The following is a 20548-nucleotide window of genomic DNA, read 5'->3' on the forward strand; positions in this document are numbered from 1 at the left end:
ATGAAAAACACAATCCGATTATTGGTTCTTTTGGGAATCTTTTTTTCTGCAAATGCACAGCAAAGACCAGTTTTTCAAAAGCTTCGATATGACGATAATGTAACTTATTTGAAAGATTCTACGAGAAATTGGTACGAAAAAATAAAATATATTCCGCTGAGTCAAAACAGTAACAATTACGTCTCAATTGGCGGCGAAGCGAGATTTCAATACACATATACTGTAAATGATAAATGGGGAGATGATTCTGATGAAGGCGATGGTTACTTACTTTCTCGTTATCTTCTGCATGCTGATGTTCATTTGGGAATTTTCAGGACTTTTGTCGAATTGCAAAGCAGTCTGGCAAATAGTAAAACAGATCCAAGTCCCGTTGATCAAAATGAATTAGATTTTCATCAGGCTTTTCTGGATATTGATTTTATTAATACCGAAAACGAACGATTAACGTTACGTTCCGGAAGACAGGAAATGTCTTATGGTTCACAGCGGTTGATCGCGGTTCGTGAAGGTCCTAACAGCCGACTTGCTTTTGACGCGGTAAAATTATTTTACAAAAAAAACAATTGGCAGACCGATGTATTTTATACACATCCAATTGCTAATAACCCTGGCACTTTCAATGATAACTTTAATGAAAATGCAAAATTCTGGGGAAATTATACGGTCATACACAAAGTGCCTTTTATCCAAAATATCGATTTGTATTATTTAGGATTATGGAAAAAAAGAGCCGTTTTTGATGACGCAGTTGGCGAAGAAAACAGACAATCTATTGGAACCAGAATCTGGAAAAACACAGGAAACTGGAAATATGATTTTGAAGGATTGTATCAATTTGGAACGCTAAATCAAAAAACAATTTCGGCCTGGACCATTTCCTCTTTTGCCTGTTATACTTTTGAAAACATAAAATTTACTCCAGAAATAGGCCTTAAAACAGAGATTATTTCAGGCGACAAAAATTCTGGCGACAATCATTTACAAACCTTTAATCCTTTGTACCCAAGAGGCGCTTACTTTGGATTAGTCGCTTTAATTGGCCCATCCAATTTAATTGATATTCATCCGTCGATTAATTTTACTTTAACCGACAAATTAGGTCTCGGATTTGATTATGATATTTTTTGGAGACAAACAATAAGTGACGGTTTATATGCCCCAAATATGCAACTTTTATATTCCGGAGAAAATACAACAGAACGCTTTATAGGTTCGCAGTTAATTTCAAATTTAGAATATACGGCTAACGATTTTCTATCTTTAACCTTAGAAACGGGCTGGTTTAATGCAGGGTCATTTTTAAAAGAAGTTGGTACTGGAAAAGATTATTTTTATGCTGCTTTGACTGCTCAATTTAAATTTTAATAATAAAATAAAAACACATCAGCTTAAAGAACCGGAGGTTCGATTTATTTTGTAGGGATCGATTTTAATCCATTCTGGACAAAGATTCTTTTTATGTGGATTTGACAATGAAATTTAAATTCTAATTTTGCAGAAAAGCAGATGTAATGGAAAAGAAATATTCAGTTGTTTTTCATCCTTCAGAAGATGGAATTGAGATAATCAAAAAACAAAAATTAGAATTATTTAATAGAATTGGATGGTACGGCAGCTGCAATTCTGTGGCGCATATTACAATTGGTGGATTTAAAGCAAATGAAAATCAACTTGCTAAGTACATACAGAAACTTTTTAAAATCGCTGACGCTTTAACTCCTGTTCAAATTTATTTAGATCATTTTGACGCTTATGAGGAAAGTCGGGCGTTCTTTATATCTCCAAGTGAAAATTCTAAAGCAGACTTAAAACCTATGATGAAAAAAATTCAGGAAGCACTTCTGATTTCCAGTAAAGACAGGAGCGACGATCCTCATATCTCAATAGGACGAAATCTAACGCCTGAAAACATCCAAATGGCGCGTGATTTATTCACTACAATTAATATGGAGTTTTTATGTGATGCCATTATATTAAGAGAATTTGATCCAATTAAAAGACAATATTTTATTTTAGAAACTTTCCCCTTTGGCAGTAATCCTCAGCCGGAATTAATTCAAGGGAGCCTTTTTTAACCGCAAGGTACGCAAGGATTTTACGCAAAGGGCGCTAGTAATTTCACGCAAAGACGTAAAGTCGCAAAGGAAATAAACTTTGCAACTTTGCGTCTTTGCGAGATTAAATAAGGCAGCTTTGCGAACATTGCGTAAAACCCTTGTGGTTAAATCCACCCAAAGCAAAGAACCTTAAAACTAAAATCTATTTTTCGTATATTTGAATTTTACAATTCATCTTATGAAATCACTCGATTCATTTTATCAGGACATCACCGATGGTTCTTCTGTGGAACCAAGTTCATTATTACCCAACGACATCAAAAAAGAAATTGGGCATTTTAATGTATTTGACATTAAAGAACTCTTAGAACGTATGCAGGGGAAGTCAATAATGCCTTATGACAGAAGAGCTTATTATAAGATAAGTTTAATTAGAGGGAAAAACAGATCTGAATATGCCGATAAAATAATCGAAATCGAAAAACAAGGTCTTCTGTTCGCTACGCCCAAAATTCCGTATAATTATGTTCCGCAAGACACCAATCAATCCGGGCAGTTTTGTGTTTTTACCAGTGAATTTTTATCCAAAAATAAAAGCGGAATCGATCTGGATGAACTTCCTATTTTTGCTTCAGACGGTTATCCTATTTTTCAATTGTCTGACGAAGAAGTAGAAGAAGTTGCTTTGATTTTCAATAAAATACAAAAAGAAATCAACTCAGATTATATCTATAAATATGATTTGATCCGAAATTATGTAGCAGAGTTAATTCATTTCGGACAAAAATTACAGCCCATAACGGCGCTTTATTCCAAACATAATTCTGCAGCGAGAGTTTCTTCCTTATTTGCTGAATTATTGGAAAGACAATTCCCCATAGAATCTCCAAATCAAAGATTAGAATTAAGAACCGCAAAAGATTTTGCATCACGTTTATCGGTTCATGTCAATCATTTAAATAAGGTCTTAAAAGAAAACACAGGAAAAACCACAACCGAATTAATCAGCAGCCGATTGACAAACGAAGCCAAAATCCTTTTAAAACAAACGGACTGGAACATCTCTGAGATTGCTTTTTCTCTAGGTTTCGAAGAATTGGCGCACTTTTCTAATTTCTTTAAAAAACAAACGTCGTTGACACCTTTGGCTTTTAGAAGTTAGATTGTTTTGTTTCAGGTTTCAGGTTTCAGGTTTCAGGTTTCAGGTTTCAGGTTTCAGGTTTCAGGTTTCAGGTTTCAATAGAACTTTGTCAAAGTTTAAAACTTTGACAAAGTTTCGCGTTACGTTTTAGAATTTGGAATTTGGAATTTCAAAAAATTGGAATTTAATTTCCCTCTGATTTGAATTTCGCAAACATCGGCTTGATATTTACAATTTCCTTACGCTGCCTCACTCCTACCTTTGTCTTATCAATTTAAAAGATCGAAAAGATGAATTTATCAAACAACAAAATTTTAATAACAGGCGGTGCAAGCGGTATCGGACTTGGACTTACTGAGCGATTTATTCAGGAAAACAATACCGTAATTATTTGCGGTCGACGTGAATCTGTTTTGAATGAAGTAAAAGCAAAATTCCCTACTGTAATTACAAAAGTATGCGATCTGGCAATCGAAACTGAACGCGTAGCACTTTACGAATGGATTGCAGAAAATCATCCTGACTTAAATGTTTTAATCAACAACGCAGGAATTCAAAAATGGGTTTCAATTACTGATTCTGATTTCTACGAAAGTATGAAAAGTGAAGTTACAACCAATATTGAAGCGCCATTGCATTTAACATCATTGTTTATTCAATTAAAATCACTGACAACTGTAATGAATGTCACTTCCGGACTGGCATTTTCTCCTTTTGCAAAAGTTCCCGTTTATTCTGCTACAAAAGCATTTTTTAGATCGTTTACACTTTCACTTCGCCATTTATTACAATCAAAAAATATTGAAGTAATCGAAATTATTCCGCCGGCATTGAATACAGACCTTGGCGGCGCAGGATTACACGATATGCATCCAAGCGTAAATGATTTCATTGTTTCAATTTTTGAACAATTGAAAGAAGGAAAAAGCGAACTTACTTTTGGAACCAGCGAAACGAGATTAAATGCTAGTGTTCCGGAATTAAAAGCGTCGTTTAATGCATTACACGGGAATTAATTAAAAATTGAGAATTAAAAATTACAAATCTGTGGCTAGATTTAAACACAAAGAAACATAGTTAATTGTAAAGCTTAAAAAAGGCATTTCATTAACCTAAAAAACACATAGCTATGTATTAAAAACCTATGTTTTCTATGTGTTTAATTTTTTCACGCAGATTGAGCAGATTTTTTAATCAATTTAATCTTTTAATCTGTGGCAATATTTTAAATAATCAACAATCTATATTCTATAATCTATATTCTAAATTTAAAATTTAAAAAAATGGCAGTAAATACAAAAATAGCGCTTGTGACAGGCGGAAGCAGAGGTTTAGGAAAAAACATGGCAATTGCAATTGCTAAAAAAGGAATCGACGTAATTATAACCTACAACAGCAAAAAAGACGAAGCCGATTTGGTGGTTAAAGAGATAGAAAATTTAGGTCAGAAAGCAGCTTCACTTCAATTAAATGTGGCTGAAACTGGAACTTTTGATTCTTTCTTCGAAAACGTAAATGACGTTTTAAAATCTGCTTTTAAAACAGATAAATTTGACTTTTTAGTAAACAATGCCGGAATCGGAATTCACAATTCATTCATCGGGACAACTGAAGCAGAATTTGATCAATTGACAAATATTCAGTTTAAAGGGCCTTTTTTCCTAACACAAAAAGGATTAAACGTAATGAATGACGGCGGAGGAATTGTAAATATTTCTACAGGTTTAGCTCGTTTTTCATTTCCTGGTTATGCGGCCTATGCAGCTATGAAAGGCGCAATTGAGACTTTAACTAAGTATCAGGCAAAAGAATTAGGCGGAAGAAAAATCAAAGTAAATGTGGTTGCTCCAGGCGCAATCGAAACTGATTTTGGAGGCGGAGTTGTTCGTGATAACGAGCAAATGAATCAGCAAATTGCATCAGTAACGGCTTTAGGAAGAGTGGGTTTACCGGATGATATTGGCGGTGTTGTTGCCTTTTTATGCACCGAAGAAGCGCGCTGGGTAAATGCGCAGCGTATTGAGGTTTCTGGTGGAATGATGCTTTAATAAATTATTAATTGTGAATTAAAAATTATTAGATAAATAATAAGAATCAAACCTGTTAGATTTGGTTCTTAACATAAAACAAAACCCGATCAGATTAAAAAATCTATCGGGTTTTTCATTTAGAAATATATTGAGTTAGTAAGTATTCCAGATTTAATCTTTTTCGACGATTACATCAAAACCACCGTTTTTATCGAAAACAACATCATAAAATTTAGAGTTTTTTTGTATTCCCACTTCATAAGTGGTTTTATTTTGGTCGTCTACCACAACGGCAATTTCCTTGATGGCTTTGGCCGGATAATTTTTCTTTAAATAAGCCTGAGCTTTTGTAGGAAGTTTGCTAAGCGGAATTTGAGATTCAAAAGCTTTTAAAACACCCAGATTATCATAAACTGCCAGCGCTTCTGTCGTTGCATTTGTTTTAAATTTTGCCTCGTAACGAATTTCATCATCATCGTCACCAACATATTTCAGGTTCCATACCGGAACTTTCCCTGGATATTCTTTTTGAAAAGTAAACAATACTTTTTCTGGCGGAGTAACGACTTTATCTGGAGAAGTTCCATTTTGTCCTAGTAAAAAACTACTGTATAAAAAGGTAATAATAAAGAAAAGGTTTTTCATCATTATGGTTTTAAATCAACAATCCTTAAAATAACGTATTAAAATTACTACTTTATTTTGAAGTAAATATGAAATTGAAAAAAAATGTTAAAAGAAAGAGTAACATTATCCTAAATAAGCCGTCTTATATAAAACCAAAACCACAAAACAATGAGATTTAGTTTTAAGAATTTCGAAAGTTCACCACAACTTTATGCCCGTATAGCCGGAATATTATATCTGGTTATTATTTTGATGGGAATTGGTGCTGAAGCTCTTGTTAGAAATAAACTTTTTGTTTCCGGAGATGCCAATGCAACTGCAAACAATATAATGCATGCTGATTTTTTATGGAAAATGGGAATTACAGCTGATCTGATCATGCATATTTGCGATTTGCCTGTAATGATCATTCTGTATTACCTTTTAAAACCGGTAAGTAAGAAACTGGCCTTACTTAACTTGTCTTTTAATTTGATACAAACCGCAGTTTTGGTACTCAATAAATTAAATCTTTTAGCTGCATTATTCTTTTTGGGAGATGCAGAATATCTTAAATCTTTTACTCCGGATCAGTTGCATACACTATCTTATCTTTCCATCAAGCTACATGATTTTGGTTTCGGCATTGGATTGATCTTTTTTGGGTTTGTATGTCTTCTTGAAGGATATTTAATTTTTAGATCAGTATACTTTCCTAAAACAATTGGCGTTTTAATGACAGTTGCAGGAATATGTTATTTAACGAACAGTTTTGTATTAATACTTGCACCACAATTTTCTAGTATTGCTTTATTAATGCCATGTTTACTTGCCGAATTATCATTCAGCTTATGGCTTATTTTTAAAGGAGTAAATCTATCGATCTGGAAACTAAAAGTAACATAATAATTTTTATAATAAAACCCGAGTAAAAATAAAAAAGCCTACAAGAAAATCATTGCAGGCTTTCATTTTAAATAATTGAATTAGTAAGCACTTATTTATTTCGGGTTTTATTTTTTTAACCTGTCGGATAATTCTCTTTTATAGGTAATCCCAACGGGTAATTTTTCGTTTTTAATGACAACAAAATCTTTGTCTGTTGTTTCAATTTTATCCAGCGCTACAATGTATGATTTATGAATGCGCATGAAATTTTTCTCCGGCAGACATTTCTCCAGTTCGCTTGTCGTAATCGAGGCCAGATACGTTCTTTTTGTCGTATACAGTTTCACATAATTACCAAAACTCTGCGCAAACAAAAGTTGGTCTAATTCGACATTCATCAAATAACCATCAACTTTAACGCTAACGGAGTTTACAACTGTTTCTTCTGCTTTAGGTTTGACGTTTTCGGTTGCGAAAAAACGATCAATTGCTTTTAAAAACCTTGGAAAATAAATAGGTTTCAGAAGATAGTCAATTACACCATAATCATAACTTTCGAGAGCAAATTCAGAATAGGCTGTTGTTAGAATCGTTTTAGGATGAGTGGGAAGAATCTTCAACAATTCCATTCCTGATATTTCAGGCATATTTATATCCAAAAACATCAAATCTACGGGATTTTCGCGAAGATAATCCATTGCTTCAATACCATTATAGCCCTGAAAAACCAGTTCTAATTGTGGATTTTGCTTGATATAATTCGCTAACACATAATGCGCTGCGGGTTCATCATCTACAATTATACATTTTTTGGATTCTCTCATTCTACAAACTTTTTCAATTGTACTTTAAAATCTACAATGTAAGTGTTCTTATCGTCCTGAATGTCTAATTTATAGTTCTTTCCGTAAATCAAATTCAAACGTTCTATCGTATTTTTTAAACCAATTTTGGTAGAAACTACATCTGTTTTTTTCGTAGGAATTGAATTCACTACATGAAGATGCAATTGTCCTTCTTCGACAGTAATAAAAATTCTGACATAACATTTTTCAATCGCGCAGGTTCCGTGTTTAAAAGCATTTTCGATAAAAGCAATCAACAACATCGGCGAAATCTTATACGCATTTTCATTATCGATTTTAAAATCATATGTTATTTCGCATCTATAGCCAACACGTTCTTTTTCGAGTTGTACATAACTGTTGATAAACTCCAGTTCATCCTCAAGAGAAACACATTTTTTGCTATTGCTTTCCAGCTGATAACGCATTAACTGCGAGACCTTCATGATCAAATCAGGGGTTCTCTCCGGAAACTCCAGACTAATTCCGTAAAGGGTATTAAAGGTATTGAATAAAAAGTGAGGATTTAATTGTCCTTTCAGAGAGTTCAGCTGCATTTCGTTAAACAAGATCGTTTCATCTGTTTTTTTCCTGTGAATCCTGTAGAATTTAAACACAATTATTGGGCTCAAAATACAAACCAAAGTTCCTAAAACACTTGCCAATTGATACGCATAACTTCTTTGATGGGAGTTTTGATAGAGATGACAATTGCTAAACATATTGAGCATTGTGATTTCGTACAAAACCACCGAAAAGACAAATACGCCAAAAAGAGTTAAAATGATGTAGGTTACAGGACGTTGGGTTTTGAATAATATAGGCAAAAGAAAGAAACGATTGAATTGGGCGTGCATGTATAAAACTAAGTAGAAAAAAACTCCCATTAATATGGAAGTAAACGAACTAAATAACATCCAGTCATTTTTTAACGTATAAATCGTAAATGAAAAGGCAACAACGGCAACTTCCTGCCACCATTTGTTATCCAATATGTTATCCAATTTTATATTCATTTTTAATACTTAAATAGTTTACAAAGTACGGACAAATATTTAATTTATATTTCCAAAAAATGACGAATTCAATTGGTCATTTATTATCGCAGTACATCATTTAAGATGACATATATCAGCTTAAGTAAAATAATTTTGTTGTATCAATTTCATACCACTAATTTTATGTACTTCAGAAAAATTACTTTATTAGTTTTCTTGATTTTTGCTTGTGGTAGTTATGCACAAACCTTGTCTTTAAAAGAAGCCATAAAAACAGGTTTAGAAAACTACGGTTCCATAAAAGCAAAAAACAATTACACCAATGCTTCACGCGAGACGCTGAAACAATCTAAGCGCGATTATTTACCCAATCTTAACTTATCAGCTCAACAGGATTACGGAACTGTAAACGGACAAAACGGACCTTTGTATGGTTTTGGCGGTTTAGGAGTTGCTTCATCAGGATTGCCGTTGCCGCAACAAAACTGGAATTCGGCTTTTGGTGCGCTTTATTTGGTCAACATGAACTGGGATTTTTTCACTTTTGGAAAAATACAGGAAAAAATCAACTTATCTAAAATTGATGTTCAGGCCAAAGAAAAGGATTTGAAACAGGAAGAATTTCAACAGGAAATTAAAATTTCTGCTGCTTACCTCAATTTATTGGCCAGCCAAAGATTATTGATTTCACAGCAAAAGAATTTAAGCCGTGCCGAAATTTTCAAGAAAACTGCCGTAGCCCGCGTTAAAAACGGATTATTAGCAGGAGTCGATTCTACATTGGCTACAGCCGAAGTTTCCAAAGCCAAGATTTCTTTGAATCTTGCTAAAAATTTCGTCAAGGAACAAAACAGCAAACTGGTTGACTTGATGGGAGTTGCACCTCAGGATTTCGTAACGGATACTTTATTTGTAAATGATATCCCAAAAGAGGTTTTAAGAGGAACTGCAACTTCAGACAGTTTACATCCTTTATTACAATTATACAAAACGAAAATTGATTATAGTAATCAACAAGTTAAACTATACAAACGCTTTTATTACCCAACAATGACGGCTTTTGGAGTTTTACAAACCAGAGCTTCCGGATTTGATTCGGCTTATGCGACAGATCAGACTGCTTTTACCCGAAATTATTGGGATGGCGTAAATCCCGATCGTACGAATTACTTAGTCGGAATTGGAATTAGCTGGAATTTAACGACTCCGTTTAGAATGAGCAAACAAGTAAGTGCTCAAAAATATGTTTCGCAAGGTTTACAGGAAGAGTACAATCAGGCAGACAGAGAACTGAAATCGCAATTGAAACTAGCCGACGATAAAATACAAATTACACTTGACAATTTTGCCGAAGCGCCTATTCAGGTCGATGCAGCCAAGAAAGCGTATTTGCAAAAATCGACTTTATACAAAAATGGTTTGACTGATCTTACTGATATTACACAAACCTTATACACGCTAAATCGTGCCGAAATCGACCGTGATATCGTGAACAATAATGTGTGGCAATCGTTTTTGCTTAAAGTAGCAGCGACAGGCAATTTTGACTTATTTATAAATGAATTTTAATTAGATCCTAATGAATTTAATACGTTTTGCACTCCGCAAACCCATCTCCATATTAGTATTGGTTGCGGGTCTATTTTTCTTCGGAATTGGTGCCATCAAGGACATCAAGGTAGATATCCTGCCAAAAATGAACTTGCCGGTTATCTATATTGCACATCCTTTTGGAGGTTACACGCCAGACCAGATGGAAGCTTATTTTGCTAAGACTTATGTCAACATTCTGCCTTTTGCCAATGGTGTAAAATCGGTAGAAACCAAAAACATTCAGGGGTTAATGATCATGAAATTAACCTATTATGAAAACACGAATATGGCTCAGGCTGCAGCCGAATTGAGTTCACTTTCAAACAGGATTCAGGCGGCGTTTCCTCCGGGAACCCAGCCTCCGTTTATCATTCGTTTTGACGCTTCTTCATTGCCAATTGGACAATTGGTTTTGAGCAGTAAAATACGATCAAATAACGAATTACAGGATTTAGCCAACGTTTATGTTCGTGCCTCGTTTACTTCGATTCCGGGTTTATTATCGCCGGCACCCTTTGGCGGAAGCCCAAGAACAATTGAGGTTAACGTAGATCCTGATTTATTGCGTTCGCACAATATGACACCAGATCAGGTGGTTGAAGCTATTCGTATCAACAACCAGACAGCACCGTCAGGAAACGTAAGAATGGGCGATGTCAACTACATTACACCAACCAATAATACGATCAAAGAAGTTAAGGATTTCGAAAATATTCCGTTGTTTAAAGGAAGCGTTCAAAACTTAAAATTAGGCGATGTTGCCACTGTAAAAGATGGTGCCGATATTACACAAGGTTACGCTTTGGTAAACGGAAAACGTTCGGTTTATATTAGTATTGCAAAGGCCGGAGATGCTTCGACCTGGGATGTGGTTCAGAAATTAAAAGCCGAATTGCCTAAAATTCAGAGTACACTTCCCGAGGACGTAAAATTATCCTACGAATTTGACCAGTCGGTTTATGTAATTAACTCGGTAAAAAGTTTGATTACAGAAGGTATTATTGGAGCAGTTTTAACTGGTTTAATGGTATTGCTTTTCCTTGGTGATAAACGTGCTGCATTAATTGTAATCTTAACGATTCCAATTTCGATTATCTCAGGAGTTTTATTCCTGAAATTATTTGGGCAAACTATCAACTTAATGTCTTTAAGCGGACTGGCTTTGGCGATTGGAATTCTGGTGGATGAAAGTACGGTAACCATCGAAAATATTCACCAGCATCTCGACATGGGAAAACCCAAGGCGCTGGCTATTTGGGATGCGTGTCAGGAAATTGCATTGCCAAAATTATTGATCTTACTTTGTATTCTGGCAGTATTTGCACCGGCATTTACCATGGTGGGTATTCCCGGAGCGTTGTTCTTGCCTTTGGCTTTAGCGATTGGATTCTCGATGGTGATTTCGTTTTTACTTTCTCAGACTTTTGTGCCTGTAATGGCAAACTGGCTGATGAAAGCACATCCAAAACACGAACATGGACCCAATATTACTGATGATGAAGCAGAGTTTAACGATTGCGGATTAACTCCGGAATCTGAAAAAGATCTGATCACGCAGAAAAAAGCCATGGTCGCAAAAGAGGATATCGACAATAATGGAAAGATTGGTGCTTTCGAGCGTTTCAGAATCCGTTTTATGCGAACGCTGGACCGATTGTTTCCTTATAAAAAAGCAACAGCTATAATATATCTGGTTGGAATTACGCTTTTGGCGGTTGTCTTTATCAATTTTATTGGAAAAGATGTTTTCCCGAAAGTAAATTCAAGTCAGTTTCAGTTAAGAATGCGTGCTCCCGACGGAACCCGTTTAGAGCGTACCGAAGAAAAAGCAATCATTGTTTTGAAAGAATTGCAAAAAATGGTGGGTAAAGAACATATCGGAATCTCGTCTGTATATGTAGGTCAGCACCCGTCGTTATTCTCGATTAACCCTATTTACTTGTTCATGGCAGGTTCGCATGAAGCAGTATTTCAGGTGAGTTTAAAAGAATATCATACGGATATGGACAACTTTAAGGACGACTTTAGAGCCCGAATTAAAAAAGTGCTTCCGGATGTAAAACTTTCTTTTGAGCCAATCGAATTAACAGATAAAGTTTTGAGTCAGGGTTCCCCTACTCCTATCGAAGTTCGTATTGCCGGAAAAGACAAAAAACGAAATGAATTATATGCTACTCAAATTGTAGAAAAACTGAAAAAGATTTCTTATTTCAGAGACGTACAAATTGGTCAGCCTATTCATTATCCTGCAATGAATATTGATATTGACAGAACACGTGCTGCCGAATTGGGCGTAGATATGAATGATATTTCGAGATCACTTGTGGCTTCGACCTCATCATCACGATATACAGAGAAAAATACCTGGGTCGACGAAAGAGCCGGATTATCATACAACGTTCAGGTTCAGGTTCCGTTGAATCAGATGAAGAGTAAAACAGATATTGGAGAAATTCCGGTATTAAAAAACTCGCTTCGTCCTGTTTTAAGTGACGTTGCCAAAATTACACCCGGATTTGTAAGTGGTGAAAATGACAATTTAGGGGCTATGCCATATATTACCGTTACAGCCAACATTAGCCAAACCGATTTAGGTACGGCAGTAAAAGATGTGGATGCAACCATCAGTTCGTTGGGAGAATTACCTAGGGGGTTATTCATTACTCCAATCGGAATGAGTAAAGTATTGGTAGAAACATTAAGCAGTTTACAAGTAGGATTATTGGTTGCCATATTTGTGATCTTCTTAATGTTAGCCGCTAATTTCCAGTCGTTCAAAGTTTCATTAGTAATTCTAACCACAGTTCCTGCGGTAGTTTTAGGAGCGTTATTAATGCTTACGATTACTAGTTCTACACTAAACTTACAATCGTATATGGGAATCATTATGTCGGTTGGGGTTTCGATCGCGAATGCCGTTTTATTGGTTACGAATGCAGAACAGTTGCGTAAAAAGAACGGAAACGCGTTAGAATCTGCTCGTGAAGCTGCGGCTTTAAGGCTTCGTCCTATTATCATGACATCAGTTGCGATGATTGCGGGAATGTTACCAATGGCAATTGGTCATGGCGAAGGCGGCGATCAGGTATCTCCGTTAGGTAGAGCTGTAATTGGCGGATTATTATTTTCGACTTTTGCAGTATTGCTTATCTTGCCATTGATTTTTGCCTGGGCACAAGAAAAAACAACAACACAATCTGTTTCTTTAGATCCTGAAGACGAAGAAAGCATCCATTATATCTCATCATTAAATCCGAAAAATGAAAAATAAAATTATACAATCGACCGCATTATTTTTTGTAGCCGTATTTTTTCTAACTAGTTGTAATTCTAAGAAAGAAGAAACCGTTACTGCCGAAATTGAACCTAAAACAGAAACATTTTCTTTAGAGAAAGAAAAGCTAACAACAGAATTGCGTTTGCCAGCCGAATTAACCGGTTTTCAACAAGTAGATTTGTACGCAAAAGTAAGCAGTTTTGTAAAATTGCTAAAAGTAGATATTGGTACCAAAGTAAAAAAAGGACAGCTTTTGATCGTTCTTGAAGCTCCGGAAATCAGTTCTCAACTGGCTGCTGCCGAATCAAGACTAAAATCGATGGAAGCCATTTATGCTACGACCAAAAGTACTTACAACCGTTTGTACGAAACAAGCAAAGTAGAAGGAACGATTTCTAAAAACGATTTAGAAATGGCCAACGGAAAGAAAAACTCAGATTACGCACAATATCAGGCCGCAGTTGCCGCTCACAAAGAAGTATCGATTATGAGAGGTTATCTTGAAATCCGTGCTCCTTTTGATGGTGTTGTAGCAGCAAGAAACGTCAATTTAGGAACGTTTGTTGGTCCGGCAGGAAAAGGTTCAGATTTACCTTTATTGACGATTCAGCAGCAGGATAAATTGCGTTTGGCAGTTTCTGTTCCTGAGCTTTATACAGGATATTTACACAATGGCGACGAAATGAGTTTTAATGTAAAATCATTACCGGAAACTTTTAAAGCTACAATTACCAGAATGTCAGGAGCTTTAGATCTAAAACTAAGATCTGAAAGAGTTGAAATGGACGTACACAATACTAAGAAAAACTTATTGCCAGGAATGGTTGCCGAAGTGCTGCTGCCGCTTAACGCAAAAGACAGCACATTTGTAGTTCCAAAATCGGCATTAGTGAGTTCTGCCGAAGGTTTGTATGTGATCAAAGTAATCAACCACAAAGCAACGAGAGTTGATGTGAAAAAAGGAAGAGAAATCGACGATAAGATCGAAATATTCGGTGATTTGAACCCGAAAGATAAACTGGTAAAAATTGCCAGCGAAGAAACTAAAGAAGGCGATATCATAAACGAATAACCTGCGTTTAGCTTTCTTATAGTAGTTTACCAAAAACTGTACGCTTAATGCGGCATTTTAAAATCTAATTTTAAAATGTAGATTACAATTTACCTCTTGGGCAGCACTCTGATAAAGTGCTGCCTTTTTTTTATGTTTAATTGTTTCGCAGAGATTCGCAAAGATAGCGCGGAGATTCGCTGAGTTTTTTTAATCTCGCAATCCCGATAGCTATTGGGAGCTAAGGCGCAAAGTTTTGTAATTAACTATTACGCGTATTGTTGTCATTTCGACGCAGGAGAAATCCTCGCAAGTAGCTCGACAGAGATTGGCGATTTTGCATGTGTAGAATGGATTGGAATCCATCCCTACAATATAATACGTTCCTCTGGAACTCTTTATAAAATTGCGTAGGAATAATTTATTTTGTAGCAACGTCCCGAGGCTTCGGGATTAATCCCTTAAAACGCAAAGTAATCTCAATTTTGTCATTTCGACGCAGGAGAAATCTTCGCAAGTAGCTCGACAAAGATTGGCGATTTTGCATGCGGAGTTAGTTGCGAAGATTTCTCTTTCTTCGAAATAACAGGCGTTGTGTTTATAGCTTTTTTTGAAACTTTTAATAAAATGAAAGCTTTTGATTTTTTTTAGGACACATTCCCTACTATTATTCTACACTAGTAAATCGAAAACTGAAGAAACAATCTTTTTTATCCGTCACGGCGGACAAAAAGGATTTCCTCTTTTATCACTGCTATGAGTCTGGCTTTCATAAAAATAAACAGGTATAAGTACGTGGTTGTTTAGATTGATAAATGGGTACTTTTGACAAAATCAATTTATATTTTGAGGTAAATAAGAATAACAATAGCATGATAATTAATTTAATTCTTATCGTGAATAGACTTTAACTCTACCAGAGCAAGATATAAATTGACCTAATATGGTTTTCCGTAATTATGCCCATTAAATAATATTACATTTAGCAATTTCGTCTAATTAAACTATTAAAAAACTTAAAATAACCAACAATGACTACTAAAATAATTAATCTTCCATATTTAGCTGGTACTGATAAAATCCCAACAGATTATATAAAAAGGGACGCTATATTAAATCAAATAGAAAAAGGCTTAGATATTTATGATATTTTATTACTTGAAGGAGATGAAGGAATTGGCAAAACAACAATTTTGAATGATTTCATCTTAAACCATTCTCTATCGTGCATTTCATATTCAGTTAATGAATTTGATAAATACACTTACAGTTTTGATTCTATTCTAGAAAAAATATATAACCAAATTTACTTTTATTGTAACAATGTGGAAACTGATTCTATTCCTGACTTAACACTTTATAATTCAATTCAAGGTCGACTAAGAAAAAAAATAAAGCAATTTAGGAAACCTTTAATTTTTGTTTTTGACGGATTGGAATTGTTAAGTAATTCGGAAATAGAGAGATTACTACCGTTGTTTGAAATTTTACCTTGGAAAAAAGCTAAATTTATTTTCTCTGGAAAAAAGGAAAAGCTTTCAATTATTTTTAATTTAAAATTAAATATTTCATCAATTTCTGTTATAAATTTTGGATTTCATGAATCAAAAGAGTATTTAAAAGATATTTCAACAGACGAAGAATTACTTCAAGAATTACATAAACTAAGCTCTAAAGGCATACCTTCTAAACTTAAGGAACTAAAATTTTTATGCAAAACTCATGGTGGTGCTGAAAGTTTTTTATCATCAAATAATTTAACAGAAAAAACAGATTATTTAGAAAAAATATGGTGTGAAATTGATCCAAATGATGAATTATTAAATAAAATTTTAGCAGTAGTAGCTTTTAGTGATATAGAGCTAGAACTTCAAGCCATTTGTGAAATTTTAGATATTAAATTACTAAAGTTACAAGAGAAAATCGAAAACATTACTTTCATTGGTACGAGTTCCAATAAAATAACTTTTGAAATGGAAAGTATACGAAAATTTTCAAAATTTAAATTAAATCATTTTGAAGAAATTATAAATGCTCAATTAATAGATTTTTACGAAAAAAATCAAGCATCAGATACAAGTATTTTTAATCTACCGCATTTATATAATAAAGCAAAACTATGGGAAAAATTAACAACTTTTTTAAATACTGATACATTCATACATTTACTTGATAAGCACAAAACTATTGTAAATCTTCATTCACAATTTTCTTTAGCATTTGACGCATCAAAAAAAACTAATCTTAAATTTGATGAAGCTAGACTGAAATTTGCACTACACAAATCTTCTGTAAAAGAGCTTCAGAAACATGAATTATGTGAAAGTGAAATTGAAGCATTAATCGTTTTAAATCAATACACACAAGCTTTATCTCTAGCTAATAGTGCACTCTTAAAAGAAGATAGGCTTAAACTTTTAACAATTGTTGCTAAACAAAGAAAAATCAATAATCTACTTGATGATCCAGATTTGATTGAGCAAATTAAATCATTGTATGAGCAAATTGATTTTACAAGTATTAAAGAAAAAGGATTTGAGATTGCAAGTTTACTTATTTATACTAATCTTCAATTAGCAATTGAATTGGTAGAAAAAGTAACTGATAATAATTCTGTCAACAATTCTTTAGATTATGCTTTTGCATATTTAACTTTATTTGCAACTGAAGCTAATAAAAAAAACAAAACACAAATTGCGGATATAGACGTTATAAATTCAAAAATTGAAAATAAAGATGTAAAGAATATAACCAAAGCATTACGTTTTCTATCGGATGAATATGTTATATCGGATCTAATTAATTCAGTCAATAATATTTCTAAATTTTCTCAAAAACTGTTCATATTAAAAAACTGGATAAAAAACAATTCTGAAGACGATGATATTTATAAAGCAATAAAATTTACTTTAGAAGAGATTGTTCGAACATCTAGTGAAAATGTCCCAAATGCTAATTCACTTTATGAAATTGCTATCCCTCTACCTAAAATTAAAGATAAAAAAGAAATCGAAGATTTAATTTTACTCTTTGATGCTCATAAAAATACAATCGACAGACCTACAAAAAGTTATATTCAACTTCAGTTAACAATAGCTGAAGCTCTATTGAAAATTGACTATGAAAAAGCAAAAGACAGAATATTTGACATTTATCTTTTAATAGACGAATTAACAGATTTGTCTATTAAGACAGATTGCTTATCCTTTTTATGGATTTGGCTTGCTAAAAATGATTTATCAAATGAAATAGAGAATTCAATAAGTTCGTATGAAACTATTGAAGTTCAAACAAAAAAAAATATAGATTTGCTTTTGAAAGATACTGCGTATCATTTTAAAATGATAGAAAATATAATTTCAACAATAATGATATCTAATTCAGATTTTATTTTTGAAATCATAAAGAAATTAAACACTGAGGTTAGAAGAGATACAGCTTATTGTTTAGCTCTGGAAACCTATATTGATAAAACAAATATAAATGATTTTGATTTTCTTGTAATTAATAAATTTAATCGTGAAATTAAAAATCCTTCATTATTAGAAGATATAATAATTTTAATAATTGATAAATTTTATTTTGAAAAAGAGAATGTTTTACCATACATAACGAAAATAACCCCTTATTATCCAATGCTGACAAATCTAACTAAAGTAGGTAATAAATGCTACATAATTTGTCATGCTATTAAAATATTAAATTTCGATAAGGAAACTTATAATTTAAAAATAGACGAACTTTTGATCGATTTAAGAAAATCATGGGACTCAATTGATATTTTATGGGAGAAAATTGAGATAGGTTTTTTAATAGCACGTGATCTTTCTGATTTTTCATTTGAAAAGGCGAAAGAATATCTAGATTATTCTACAACTTTAAAACAAGAAGAAGCTTTTTCTTCCAACTCCATAATTACTACATATATTAAGAGTATTAAATTATCCATAAAATCAATTTGTGGTATTAGTTTATTTAAATCTGATATAGAGAAAGAGTTAAACTTACTTTACAATACTATAGATGTTTTACAATCAACTGGAGAAAAATTAAAACTTTGGTCAGCATTATATCTAAAATTACGTGCGCTTAATAAAGCAAATATATCCAACAATATTTTTAAAACATATATTAATCCTCTGTTATCGCAATGGTCTTCAAACTCGGAAGATTCTTATAAAGTAAAGACTATAATTTATATTGCTCCAACATTATATACCTATAATTCAACAACGTTCTTTTCTGATTATCTTGAAAAAATGAAAGCCGATGAAAAAGATCAATCGATTAAAAATATTTTTAGCTATATTTTGACAAATTTAAATCCGGACGACCCAACAAGTAACAATCAACAATTATTTGAAAAATTAGATTATTCCAGCATTAATGAATTAACCATACTTCTTGAAAAGTTGGATAACGATTATATGATTTTCAAACATATTACTTATATTATTGATACAATAAGAAATAATACAAATTTGAATAATACGCAACGAGATTCTATTAAATCAAAAATAAAAAAAATAATTAATGACAAATTACCTTCTCCTAATGGGATACAACATGAAGGATATAATATAGTTAGTGAAGCTGAACTTTTATCTTTAGAAACCTACACTGAATCAAATTGGAAAAGCTTAATTGATCGCGCTAATTTAATTGACAATTTGTCTGATAGGTCTTTTATTTTAATACTTATTGCTGATAAAATAACTATTAAATCAAACAAAAAACCAATAGAAATTATGGAAAAGGCATTTGAATTAATCAAAACTATTCCTTCAATTTATGATAAAACAAATAGATTTGATGCAAGCTGGGATATATGGTTAAATATTGATAAAAGTGGAGGGAAATTTAAAAAACATTTAAAACTCGCATTAGAGGATTTGTTAATTACAAAAGATGGCGAGATAGCTGGAATTAAGAACCTAATAGACATGGCACAACAACATAATACTGAACTAGCTGAAGAACTGATAACAATGTTAGATCAAGATCCAGCACGAAAGAAACTGAAAGAACCTTTAATCGCACGCTTGCAAAGTAAAAATAAAATTGACAAAGCATGTAAGCAACCTAAATTATTAAATGATTTAAGTTGCAGCCAATTTCAAGAAGTTTTTCACAAAAATTTATTGGATTTAAATGATGGTAAAAAAAGTTCAAAAGATATAACTGAAACTTATGAGATCTTAGAAAAAGCTTCAAATCACTCACTTGATGATTCGTTTGATTCATATGTATATTTTATCCAAAATGCAATAAAAAGATATGAAATAAACAATAAAGAAAAAGATATATTAAATTCAATATTTTCCGCAACAATTGAAAATACTAAATTAATTGTCATTTTATCTTCAAACAATATTCAAAAAATGAAGAATTTATACAATCATAAGTCTAAATCAGAGAATAATCCAATAATATCACCTGGAGAGAGAAATAAGGCTATTTCTATTTTCCAAAAATGGTTTAAAGAAAATATTAAAGATCAACTAATAATTATTGATCCCTACTTTACAGAAAATGAATTAAATCTTTTAAAATTAATTCAAGAAACTAAGCCAGAATGTAGCGTTAAAATTCTTACAAGCAAAACTAAAAGTAGAAATAATAATCATATTAACGAGGAAACAAAAAAATCAATAAACAAAGATATATATATTCAAGAATGGAAAAATATATCATCAGACGAGCCATTAGATACACAAATTAAAATAGTATGGGATAAAGATACATTAGATACACCATTTCACGATAGATGGTTTCTTGAACCTTCAGTAAGAAAGGGGTTAAAACTAGGCACCTCATACAATGGATTCGGAAATAAAGAATCAGGAATAGAAGAATTAAATGAAGATAGTATAATAAATGTAGAAGACATAATAAACAAATATTTATACAGAGAAGAAACAAAAGTTGGTCCCTATTTATTAAAGTATGAAAGTTTTGATTTAGAAGAGTAAAAGAATAAAAAAAACTTCCAGATTTTTAAAACATATAAAAAATGCAAGACCAAAATTGATCTTGCATTTTTTGCAACTTGATAAATA

At 32.8% G+C, this 20548-nt stretch carries 13 protein-coding genes; 10 read left to right on the forward strand and 3 right to left on the reverse strand.

From position 1 onward, the window contains the following. From B0M43_RS20220 to B0M43_RS20240, 5 genes are all read left to right on the forward strand, one after another. Nucleotides 1-1368, forward strand: coding sequence for an alginate export family protein (locus B0M43_RS20220; protein WP_078007950.1), 1368 nt, complete (start codon nucleotides 1-3; stop codon nucleotides 1366-1368). 146 nt (nucleotides 1369-1514) lie between these two features. Beyond that, entirely contained in the window at nucleotides 1515-2078 is a 564-nt protein-coding gene (locus B0M43_RS20225; RefSeq protein WP_078007951.1) for a 2'-5' RNA ligase family protein, read from the forward strand. Between the two features lie 220 nt (nucleotides 2079-2298). Further along, complete coding sequence (locus B0M43_RS20230) at nucleotides 2299-3222, forward strand: AraC family transcriptional regulator (protein ID WP_065449046.1); 924 nt, start codon at nucleotides 2299-2301, stop codon at nucleotides 3220-3222. Between the two features lie 269 nt (nucleotides 3223-3491). Next, nucleotides 3492-4217 carry an SDR family oxidoreductase gene (locus B0M43_RS20235; RefSeq protein WP_078007952.1) on the forward strand — a complete coding sequence of 242 codons (726 nt, stop codon included), beginning with the start codon at nucleotides 3492-3494 and terminating at the stop codon, nucleotides 4215-4217. 267 nt (nucleotides 4218-4484) lie between these two features. Then, entirely contained in the window at nucleotides 4485-5249 is a 765-nt protein-coding gene (locus tag B0M43_RS20240; protein WP_078007953.1) for an SDR family oxidoreductase, read from the forward strand. Between the two features lie 153 nt (nucleotides 5250-5402). Here the strand turns inward: B0M43_RS20240 and B0M43_RS20245 are convergent, their stop codons facing one another. After that, nucleotides 5403-5876, reverse strand: coding sequence for a hypothetical protein (locus tag B0M43_RS20245; protein WP_078007954.1), 474 nt, complete (start codon nucleotides 5874-5876; stop codon nucleotides 5403-5405). A gap of 150 nt (nucleotides 5877-6026) precedes the next feature. Between B0M43_RS20245 and B0M43_RS20250 the strand changes: the two genes are divergently transcribed. Next, nucleotides 6027-6743, forward strand: coding sequence for a DUF4386 domain-containing protein (locus B0M43_RS20250; RefSeq protein ID WP_078007955.1), 717 nt, complete (start codon nucleotides 6027-6029; stop codon nucleotides 6741-6743). Between the two features lie 107 nt (nucleotides 6744-6850). Here the strand turns inward: B0M43_RS20250 and B0M43_RS20255 are convergent, their stop codons facing one another. After that, nucleotides 6851-7549 (reverse strand): LytTR family DNA-binding domain-containing protein, encoded by a 699-nt coding sequence (locus tag B0M43_RS20255; RefSeq protein WP_078007956.1) that lies wholly within the window; start codon nucleotides 7547-7549, stop codon nucleotides 6851-6853. Beyond that, on the reverse strand, nucleotides 7546-8586 hold the full coding sequence (locus tag B0M43_RS20260) for a sensor histidine kinase (protein ID WP_078007957.1): 1041 nt from the start codon (nucleotides 8584-8586) through the stop codon (nucleotides 7546-7548). Before B0M43_RS20260 ends, B0M43_RS20255 begins: the two co-directional genes overlap by 4 nt. A gap of 165 nt (nucleotides 8587-8751) precedes the next feature. On the opposite strand from B0M43_RS20260, the gene B0M43_RS20265 reads away from it, so the two are divergent. The 4 genes from B0M43_RS20265 to B0M43_RS20280 all read left to right on the forward strand — a co-directional run bounded on the left by B0M43_RS20265 (nucleotide 8752) and on the right by B0M43_RS20280 (nucleotide 20461). Next, a complete protein-coding gene (locus B0M43_RS20265; RefSeq protein WP_078007958.1) occupies nucleotides 8752-10137 on the forward strand; it encodes a TolC family protein in 1386 nt (461 codons plus the stop codon). Between the two features lie 10 nt (nucleotides 10138-10147). Further along, the gene (locus B0M43_RS20270; RefSeq protein WP_078007959.1) at nucleotides 10148-13432 is read left to right on the forward strand and encodes an efflux RND transporter permease subunit; all 3285 of its coding nucleotides are present in this window, start codon (nucleotides 10148-10150) and stop codon (nucleotides 13430-13432) included. Beyond that, nucleotides 13422-14510, forward strand: coding sequence for an efflux RND transporter periplasmic adaptor subunit (locus B0M43_RS20275; RefSeq protein ID WP_078007960.1), 1089 nt, complete (start codon nucleotides 13422-13424; stop codon nucleotides 14508-14510). Before B0M43_RS20270 ends, B0M43_RS20275 begins: the two co-directional genes overlap by 11 nt. A 1010-nt stretch (nucleotides 14511-15520) precedes the next feature. Then, the gene (locus B0M43_RS20280) at nucleotides 15521-20461 is read left to right on the forward strand and encodes a hypothetical protein (protein WP_078007961.1); all 4941 of its coding nucleotides are present in this window, start codon (nucleotides 15521-15523) and stop codon (nucleotides 20459-20461) included. The last annotated feature ends 87 nt before the right edge of the window (nucleotides 20462-20548 follow it).

The sequence above is a fragment of the Flavobacterium sp. KBS0721 genome, from assembly GCF_002007065.3.
In the GTDB taxonomy this organism is placed as follows: Bacteria; Bacteroidota; Bacteroidia; order Flavobacteriales; family Flavobacteriaceae; genus Flavobacterium; species Flavobacterium piscis.

Excerpts from the sequence above, each read along its gene's own strand:
- B0M43_RS20260 (WP_078007957.1), bottom strand. The coding sequence starts at position 8,586 with ATGAATATAAAATTGGATAACATATTGGATAACAAATGGTGGCAGGAA.
- B0M43_RS20245 (WP_078007954.1), bottom strand. The coding sequence starts at position 5,876 with ATGAAAAACCTTTTCTTTATTATTACCTTTTTATACAGTAGTTTTTTA.
- B0M43_RS20250 (WP_078007955.1), top strand. The coding sequence starts at position 6,027 with ATGAGATTTAGTTTTAAGAATTTCGAAAGTTCACCACAACTTTATGCC.
- B0M43_RS20230 (WP_065449046.1), top strand. The coding sequence starts at position 2,299 with ATGAAATCACTCGATTCATTTTATCAGGACATCACCGATGGTTCTTCT.
- B0M43_RS20225 (WP_078007951.1), top strand. The coding sequence starts at position 1,515 with ATGGAAAAGAAATATTCAGTTGTTTTTCATCCTTCAGAAGATGGAATT.
- B0M43_RS20275 (WP_078007960.1), top strand. The coding sequence starts at position 13,422 with ATGAAAAATAAAATTATACAATCGACCGCATTATTTTTTGTAGCCGTA.
- B0M43_RS20255 (WP_078007956.1), bottom strand. The coding sequence starts at position 7,549 with ATGAGAGAATCCAAAAAATGTATAATTGTAGATGATGAACCCGCAGCG.
- B0M43_RS20240 (WP_078007953.1), top strand. The coding sequence starts at position 4,485 with ATGGCAGTAAATACAAAAATAGCGCTTGTGACAGGCGGAAGCAGAGGT.
- B0M43_RS20280 (WP_078007961.1), top strand. The coding sequence starts at position 15,521 with ATGACTACTAAAATAATTAATCTTCCATATTTAGCTGGTACTGATAAA.
- B0M43_RS20220 (WP_078007950.1), top strand. The coding sequence starts at position 1 with ATGAAAAACACAATCCGATTATTGGTTCTTTTGGGAATCTTTTTTTCT.
- B0M43_RS20235 (WP_078007952.1), top strand. The coding sequence starts at position 3,492 with ATGAATTTATCAAACAACAAAATTTTAATAACAGGCGGTGCAAGCGGT.
- B0M43_RS20270 (WP_078007959.1), top strand. The coding sequence starts at position 10,148 with ATGAATTTAATACGTTTTGCACTCCGCAAACCCATCTCCATATTAGTA.
- B0M43_RS20265 (WP_078007958.1), top strand. The coding sequence starts at position 8,752 with ATGTACTTCAGAAAAATTACTTTATTAGTTTTCTTGATTTTTGCTTGT.